Raw genomic sequence first — 7,796 nt, 5'->3', positions numbered from 1 at the left:
CCCGCACCTTCCCGCATATGCTTGCGGCGAGCGGTATCAGTCCAGGGCATGTGCTTCCTCCATCGTCTCGACAACGACGCTGAATCACAACCTACTGATATCGCTCAACCACTTTTCGCTCGGGCTCTAAGAGGAAGCGGTTACGAAGCGGTCGTGCGGCGCTTCCAGAACGGAGCCACGACGTTGCCCCGCCTGACGGAAAGGATGAGCAGGATCACCCCGGCAGTCGTGCAGAACAGGAATGCGACCAGCGATGATTCCAGGCCGAAGCTACCCCCGGTCAGCGCGTCGGGCCCTTGAATGATCGGCTTGATCAGGCCGGGGACGGGCGCGTTACCGGACACGATGCCCGAAAACACGCCCTGCTGCGTATAGTTCCAGGCCACGTGGAAGCCGATGCTCAGCCACAGGCGGCGGGTCACCATGTAGCCTGCAGCAAGCAGTACTCCGGCCTCGATGCTGATGAAGATGGCGCCCGTCAGTGTCGCCGCCGGATTGAGCAGATGGAGCAGGCCGAACACCAGCGAGGACACCACGAGGGAGATCCAGCTTCCGAACATTTCCTCGACGATGCGGAACAGCGCACCGCGAAACAGCAGTTCCTCGAAAAATCCCGAACTCAGCGCCATGCCGATGGCAGGAACCATGAACGACACCGGGTTGAATCCGACGATCCGGTAAATGCCCAACGCCATCAGGACAAGCACACTGGCGGTATAAAGACCCGCGCCGATCAACAGGCCGATGCCCAGTTCGCGCACCAGCGGCGCCAGCGAGAGCTCGCTGACCGGACGGCGTTCGATCAGCCTGACGAAGGCGGCGTAGATCGCAACGCCAAGGCCCGCCATCACGGCGGCAGCAACCGTTGCCAGCACGGGCTGACCCGCGAACTTTTCCATAACGCCGCTGCTGACACCCATAAACAGGAACAGGATTCCGCCCAGGACAAGCAGGCGCAGCGGCGCAAACTGGGTGATCCGCACGAGCAGCGAAGGTTTCACCGTGGTCGGTTGGTCCATTTCAGGGTCTCCAGGTGTTATCGGCCGGGTTGAAGTCGACAAAAATGCCGGTGTCGATCCTTGCAGCGCGCAGTTCCTTGCTGCCGACAAGCTTGACTTGCGCGATGCGTCCGTCGGACTGCCACACGGCGGGTGTCTGGTGGATGCGATCACTGCTTCCGTCGGTGTAATCGAGCACGAGATCGAACGGCAGGGCGAGACCGCCTGCGTTCCTGACGGTGACGGTCCGCCCGGTTCCGTCGGCGCTGACGCCGGCCAAGGTCAGGTCCATGTAGTTGTAACCGAAGAACCAGTTGTTGAAGAACCAGTCGTGGTTGCCGACGCCAGCGGTGTTGAAACTGTTGAACATGTCCCAAGGCAGCGGCCGTTTGCCATGCCAGCGGGCCATGAATTCATGCAAGGCCGTGCGGAAGGCGGTTTCGCCCAGCAGATCCCTCAGCGCCAGATAGCCGAGCGCCGCCTTGCCGTACTGGTTGAAGGCGAACACCGACGACTGCCCGAACAGGGAATCGTGCGGCGTGATGATCGGCAGGTCGTTCGCGAAGTTCGTGGCCGCCCAGCCGACACGATTGACCCGAAACTCGCGGAACAGGGCGTCGGCGGCAGGCACGCCCAGCACGTCGCGGTTGCGCAGATATTCGAAGGCCGTCGTCCAGCCTTCGTCCATGAAGGGATAACGCTTTTCGTTGATTCCCATGTAGAACGGAAACCACGAATGCAGGATCTCGTGCGCGGCGACGAAGCCGGTAAAGGCGTTTTCGGGCAGCTTGGCGGCTTCGGGACTGCCCAGATTTGAGCTGTCGTTGACCATCATCGGATATTCCTCGTCGGCGCTGCCGAGCACGATGGTGGTCTTGGGGTAGGGATAGGGCACACCGGGATAGACCGTCGATGCCCAGGTCAGCGCTTTCTGCGCGACCTCGACCATCGGGCGGAAATCGGTGGCACTGTCGGGATAGGCGGCCTGCACGCTGGCGCGGCGGCCGGTTTTGGGATCTACCACCGCGCTGGCGGCCTGCCAGCGATATTCGTTGCTGATGGCGATGGCGAAATCGGGGACATTGTCGGCCTGCCATTTCCAGATCAGCCGGTCACCACGCGCGGTGACTTTGCCCGCGCGAACCTCGGCGGCCTCGGCCAGCGTCAGCACCTTGTCGCTGCTCCGGCTGGCGGCGAGCGCGTCGCGCACAGCCGGTTGCAACACCTCGCCGGGATTCTGCAATTCGCCGGTCGCCCATACGACGTAGTCTTGCGGCATGACGACTTCGACGTTGTAGGTGTTGAAATCGTTGTTGAATTCTCGACCCAACGTGAATGGCGTCGTGTCCCAGCCGCCATAATCGCTGTAGTTGGTGATACGCGGATAGAAGTAGGCGAGGAAGAAGCTACCCTTGCCCAGCGCCCCTTCCTTCCAACCGGCGTCCTTCACCAGATCATAGTGCCAGCGCATGTGGATGCGCACGCTGCCCTTGGCCGCCAGCGGTTTGTCGAGCAGCACGCCATGCAGCGTGCTGCCGGGGCCGTTCAAGCCTGCCAGCGGGCTCTTGGGATCGTTCCACGCCTTGGTTACGCCGTCGATACTCACATCTTCGACGACGATCCCCTGCGTAAAGAACGCTGCATCGACCTGCTGCTCGCGGATCGCCTCGGGGCGATGAGCATTCATGTACATGCGAAACAGCAGGATCGGCAGCGGATCAGGGCTGTTGTTCGTATAAACGATGTCTTGTTCGCCCTGCACCTTGTGACTGACGGGATCGAGCGAGATACGGATCGAATGGTCCGAGTGGTTCTGCCAGTAATTTGGCCCGGGGCGGCCGTCCGGACTGCGCGTACCGTTTTCAAGCGTCTTGCGGATGTTGCGAGGCATGAACACCCCGCCATCGTGCTGGCCGTTGGAAATCAGCCAGGGCGGGCTATTGCCGACTACCTCTGCCGCCCCGGCCGGTTGCACAACCAGCGTCAGTAGCGCGCCGACAATGGCGCAGCTCTGAAACAAATAATGCATGAGTTTCAACGAATTGCCCCCCCCGGGTATCGCTACTCACTATAGCAAGCGCACTCGCTATGTACTTGCTGTCTCAAAATTCATCTCACTCATACGAACACAGTGTTGCTCGTTAAGCAAACCAATATTTGGAATGGTCGCAAATCGATCTCCGCCCAGACATATTCGCGACCTTGTCCGATCCGGCAAGTCTTTCATTTTGCTGCAGCAAGCACCGTCATTTCGCTGCCCGTGGTCTTCTTGTTGATCGGCGCCATCGTGACCAATACCGTGGTGCCCGGAACGACCAGCGGTGCGATCGATTGCCGAAACGCCGCCGGCATCGTCAGGCGTTGCAGCACATCGCCTTCCACCGGAAGATTGGCTTCCTCGGTGTGCCCCGCAACGCCGACAAGCAGCCATTGCTGCGTACCATCGGGCTGTGCCGTCAAGGTCAGCAGATGGGTTCCCAGCGGCTCGCCATCGATCGTCACCTTGGCCCGGCCGATCTCGATGCCATTGCGCAAGACGACCAGTCGCTTGTCCGATCCGCTGAGGATCAGCGTGACAGGTCCGCGCGGCGACAGCGCCGGAGTCCAGCGATAGGAATCGCTGGGTGCCAGCGGCACATGCAGCGCCGGTTGCCCATTCGTCGCAATGGGGGCGAGCACTCCGCCGAAAACATCCTTTGCTTGCGCTCCCGTACGACCGGAGATCACCACCGTCGTGCTGAAGCTGGTGGTCGTGAACAGCTTTTGCGCCAGCGTGTAGGGCAAATGGACGCAACCATGCGATTCAGGGTAGCCCGGCAGGCCGCCGGCATGAAGCGCGACACCATCTTGCGTCAGCTTCTGCGTGAACGGCATGGGCGCGTTGTTGTACTTGGTCGACCGGTGCTTGGCGTCCTTGAGCAAGATCGAAAAGACGCCCGTGGGTGTCTCGTAGCCGCGCTTGCCGGTGGAGATCGTGCTCACCCCGATGCGCACGCCATTGCGATAGATCGTGGCGCGCTGCGTCGACAGGTCGACCACGACCGTGACCGGCCCGCTCGGCGAAATCTCGGGCGCCCAGACATATTCTCCGGGCTTCAGCGCCAGCGCCTGTCGCGCCATGTCGAGCGGCGCGGATTCCTTTGCCCCCTGCGCCGCAACGGGCGCGCCACAGCCAAGCGCCACCATCACCGCAATTGCCCCGCACAGCACGGATACTGACTTCATCGATTGGCCCCCTGGCTATTGAATTGGAAATCACGCTCGCAAAGGCCGCTGGCCTGCTTTCCAGCCCGGCGAAACTTGCCGGGCGAGGAGCCGAACCATTGCCGAAACGACCTGCCAAAACTCGACATGTCGGAAAATCCCAGCGCGACGGCTATCTCGGGCAGGCCCAACGAAGGGTCGTTGATCAGTGTCGCGGCCCTCAGCCGTCGTTCCTGATCGACCATCGCGTGAAAGCCGGTGCCGTGCGAGGCAAACAGGCGGCTGATCGTGCGGACCGAAATACCCGATTCAGCCGCGATCTGCTTCAACAGCGGAACCCGGCGTTGTTCGGCAAGGATCTGTGCAACCTTGTGGCGGTATTCCAGCACCACCGTGTCAGCAAACCTTGTCCGCTCGGCATCGGCGATCTGTGCGCTTGCCAGAGCCCACAGGTTCTGGTCCGACTGCGGGTGCGACCGCGCGCACCAGCTCAACGGCACCGACAGCCGATTGGTCGATGCACCGGCGCGGACCCGACAGCGGAAATGCCGCCAGATCTTCGCCATGTCGCTGTCATCGCCATATGTCGAGTGCAGCTCCACTTCGTCGAGTGCGTCGAACGAAGTTGCCGCAATCAATCTGTAGGCGCTTGCCATGGTGATCAGCGCGATGAAGTTCGTCACGCGTCCGAGCGGCGCCGTCGGCTCAAGTGCAACCGCGTGCCGCTCTCCTTGCACCGTTATCGAGGCGCGCAAGTGCGGTTCGTTGACGTTGATCAGACGGACCAGCGATTGCAGCCCGTTTCCAAGGGTCGGCGCATGAGCAAAAGCGAGCGCCGCGATCGGCCCGACCATATGCGGGCCATCCTTGATCAAGCGTTCGAGGATGGCTGTCTCTCCGGCGTGGTGCAGGATGTTGGCGATGATGATAAGATTGTCTGCCGTCGAGACATGGCTGGGCAACGGGCCCGAACACGTCAACGACGTATCGTCGCGCAGCCAGCTTGGCCACCCGAGCCAGCTTCCCAGATGCATCGCGGTGGTTGTCGGCATGGGTCGCCGGGCGACCGGGCCAAGCGCCGCGATGGCTTGCCGGACGTCACGATGGAACGATCCGTCCTGCTTCACCATGCCATCAGATTGCAGAGCGCCGGAGTCGAAAACGCCGGTTCCACGCGCGCCAGCCATGATCTGCCCCTCGCCTCCGGCTTTCGAACCCCACCCGCTCGCCGCATCAATGCACCGATCCCAACAGGCGCAAAGACGTTGCACGGCAGAAGTGTTTAAGACCGGTTTGGCCTGTTTTGCAAACTCTGTGTCCGTTTTTGTCGATAGCTTCGCTTGCCACGCTCGGTCACTATAAGAAGGGTACTGGGGGCATTAATCCGAAATCACTTTGACCTGTCGATTTGACTAACTTTGTAAGTATTTAATTGGATTTGATATTTGTCGCCGACATGCGCTGTCGTTCTGGCGAGATCATGGCCGGGCGACCCAAGTGTTGAGGGGCGCAAGGGGCCGAAGGGGCAACGATGATCGGTCAGGACAGCGGCAGTTTGCGGCGCTTGCGATCTTCAGTCGCTGACCGGTTGCAAATCGGCGGCACTATTCACGATTGGTCGAGCAAGACTGGTTGAGGTCGGCAAGCAGATCGGGATTGATGCAACGGTGGGTGAGATGTTGGCGCAAAACGCAAGGAGATCGAACGACATGACACGCATGAAGCGAAGCCTGGCTGGCATGGGCGCGGCATTGTCCCTGCTTGCCGTTCCGATCCCCGCGCTGGCCAGTCCGGCAAGCGATGCCAAGAATGCCTGCAGCGCCGAGCTGCGGCGCGATTACAATGCCGGCACCGAAAGTGTGACGGTCAGCGAGCGCGGCTATGACCGGTTCGTCGTCAACGGGTCGGCGGAGCGACGCGGCGACTATCGCGACTTCAATTGCCGGACCGAGAACGGACGCGTGCAATCGCTGTATGTCAGCGGGATGAGCCGCGAGTCGGGCAGCAGCAACAACACCGGCAAGGCGGTGGCCGCGGTGGGCGTTGCTGTCGCTCTTGCCGCGATTATCGCTGCGGCGTCGTCCAAGAAGAAGTCACACGAATACGACCGGTATGACGAGGATCGCAACAGCGATTACTATCGTCCGTCCGATTCAGGGGACAGCTATCGTCCCGCGGGCGGCGTCATTTGCTATCGGCGGCAGCGCGCCTGCTACAACCGCTACAACGACGAATATCTGTCGGGCTGGACCCAGCACGAATTCCGGTATTGAGAGGAGACAGACCCATGCTCGGCTTCAAAATGCTGACGATACCTGCGCTGCTGGTCGGTCTTGTCGCACTTCCCATTCCGGCATTGGCGCAAGTGGCCGCGCCGCCCGCCGTCACCAAGCCCAAGCTTGGTCCCGAGGACACACCGGCCTTGCGTGCCAAGAAGCGCGAGGCCGCCAAGCGCCTGCTGACTTTGCTCAAACCGGTGTGGAGCGACGAGGAAATCGGCCGGATCATGTATATCGGCTGGTACAGCGCTGCGGCCGCGTCGTGCGACGAGCTTGAAATCGATCAGGTGAAGCTGGCGAAGGCGCTGGAAACCTTCAAGCCGGCGGATGAAGCCAGCCTCTCGCCAGAGCGGATCAAGTTCCTCAACGACAACCTGCTGATGGATGTCGGCATGGCCACAGGCTGGGCCATGGCGGGGCATTACCGCGATGTACCCAAGTTCTGCGCCGAAGGTCGACAGGCCAAGACGCAACTGGCAGCGGACAAGCACTTGTTCGAGATGGATACTCCTGCACCCGCACCTGCACCCGCACCTGCACCCAAGCCGTGAATTGATGGTTGGTGACGGCCGGGCTTGAACGAGCCCGGCCGTCGGTTTGGCGTGCTTCACGCAAACGTGGCTGCGGTATCGTCAAGCGCCAACCGCAGCAGTTCTTCCATCGCCTTGCGTGCTGCGCCGGCATCGGACGCCTCGATGGCGTGAAAGACAGCCAGATGCTCTGGCAAGGGATCGCGCGGCAGCACGTGGTGGCGCTGCTTGAACCGGGTCGTCCAGTCGACGGCAGCGCCGACCGAACTGGCCAACGAGGCAACTGCTTCGTTATGCGTCGCTTCGAGCACGGCATGATGGAACCGCTGGTCGGCCGCGCGACCTTCGTCTGCCGCCAGCCCGTGATGCTGCATCGCTGCCAGAGCCTGACGCATCGTGTCGATCTGTGCGGCCGTCCGGCGCTGTGCGGCCAGTGCTGCGGCGGCTGGTTCGATGATCCCGCGCAGTTCGAACAGGTCGCGGACAAAGGCCTGATCCGGTTCGCCCGAAAACGTCCATGCCAGAATGTCAGGGTCGAGCAGGTTCCAGCGAGAACGCTGCGTTACATGGGTGCCCGCGCGTGGACGACTTTCGATAAGCCCCTTGGCAACAAGGATGCGGATGGCCTCACGGTAGGGCGTGCGCGATACCCCAAGCGCCAGCGATTGTTCGATCTCGCCCTCGAAGCTGTCACCGGGCTGGTACTTGCCCGTCAGGATGGCGGTGCCAAGGGAGCGGGCGATCGCCTGATGGATGCGTTCAGCCTTGCCCAATTCCCGATTCCC

The 7,796-nt window shown here is 61.6% G+C and carries 7 protein-coding genes; 2 read left to right on the top strand and 5 right to left on the bottom strand.

Going from position 1 to position 7,796, the window contains the following annotated elements:
- Nucleotides 1-140: 140 nt before the first annotated feature.
- From LDN95_RS17875 to LDN95_RS17860, 4 genes are all read right to left on the bottom strand, one after another.
- A complete protein-coding gene (locus tag LDN95_RS17875) occupies nt 141-1,019 on the bottom strand; it encodes a CPBP family intramembrane glutamic endopeptidase (protein WP_226018925.1) in 879 nt (292 codons plus the stop codon).
- Between the two features lies 1 nt (nt 1,020).
- Nucleotides 1,021-3,027, bottom strand: coding sequence for a M1 family metallopeptidase (locus LDN95_RS17870; RefSeq protein WP_226018924.1), 2,007 nt, complete (start codon nt 3,025-3,027; stop codon nt 1,021-1,023).
- A 194-nt stretch (nt 3,028-3,221) separates the two neighbouring features.
- Nucleotides 3,222-4,223, bottom strand: a complete 1,002-nt coding sequence (locus LDN95_RS17865; RefSeq protein ID WP_226018923.1) for a L,D-transpeptidase family protein — start codon at nt 4,221-4,223, stop codon at nt 3,222-3,224.
- Complete coding sequence (locus LDN95_RS17860) at nt 4,220-5,389, bottom strand: AraC family transcriptional regulator (protein WP_226018922.1); 1,170 nt, start codon at nt 5,387-5,389, stop codon at nt 4,220-4,222. Before LDN95_RS17860 ends, LDN95_RS17865 begins: the two co-directional genes overlap by 4 nt.
- A gap of 531 nt (nt 5,390-5,920) precedes the next feature.
- Here LDN95_RS17860 and LDN95_RS17855 point away from each other — a divergent pair.
- Nucleotides 5,921-6,475: a hypothetical protein gene (locus LDN95_RS17855; RefSeq protein WP_226018921.1), complete on the top strand. Its 555-nt coding sequence runs from the start codon at nt 5,921-5,923 to the stop codon at nt 6,473-6,475.
- 14 nt (nt 6,476-6,489) lie between these two features.
- Nucleotides 6,490-7,032: a hypothetical protein gene (locus LDN95_RS17850; RefSeq protein WP_226018920.1), complete on the top strand. Its 543-nt coding sequence runs from the start codon at nt 6,490-6,492 to the stop codon at nt 7,030-7,032.
- Between the two features lie 56 nt (nt 7,033-7,088).
- On the opposite strand, the gene LDN95_RS17845 is transcribed toward LDN95_RS17850, so the two are convergent.
- Entirely contained in the window at nt 7,089-7,784 is a 696-nt protein-coding gene (locus LDN95_RS17845; RefSeq protein WP_226018919.1) for a FadR/GntR family transcriptional regulator, read from the bottom strand.
- Nucleotides 7,785-7,796 lie beyond the last annotated feature (12 nt).

Source organism: Novosphingobium sp. FKTRR1 (assembly GCF_020404405.1).
In the GTDB taxonomy this organism is placed as follows: domain Bacteria; phylum Pseudomonadota; class Alphaproteobacteria; order Sphingomonadales; family Sphingomonadaceae; genus Novosphingobium.
The sequence above is the reverse complement of the archived record's forward strand: the minus strand, read 5'-3'. Positions and strand labels throughout refer to the sequence as shown.

Coding starts and splice junctions, on each gene's coding strand:
- LDN95_RS17855 (WP_226018921.1), top strand. CDS start 5,921: ATGAAGCGAAGCCTGGCTGGCATGGGCGCGGCATTGTCCCTGCTTGCC.
- LDN95_RS17870 (WP_226018924.1), bottom strand. CDS start 3,027: ATGCATTATTTGTTTCAGAGCTGCGCCATTGTCGGCGCGCTACTGACG.
- LDN95_RS17865 (WP_226018923.1), bottom strand. CDS start 4,223: ATGAAGTCAGTATCCGTGCTGTGCGGGGCAATTGCGGTGATGGTGGCG.
- LDN95_RS17875 (WP_226018925.1), bottom strand. CDS start 1,019: ATGGACCAACCGACCACGGTGAAACCTTCGCTGCTCGTGCGGATCACC.
- LDN95_RS17850 (WP_226018920.1), top strand. CDS start 6,490: ATGCTCGGCTTCAAAATGCTGACGATACCTGCGCTGCTGGTCGGTCTT.
- LDN95_RS17860 (WP_226018922.1), bottom strand. CDS start 5,389: ATGGCTGGCGCGCGTGGAACCGGCGTTTTCGACTCCGGCGCTCTGCAA.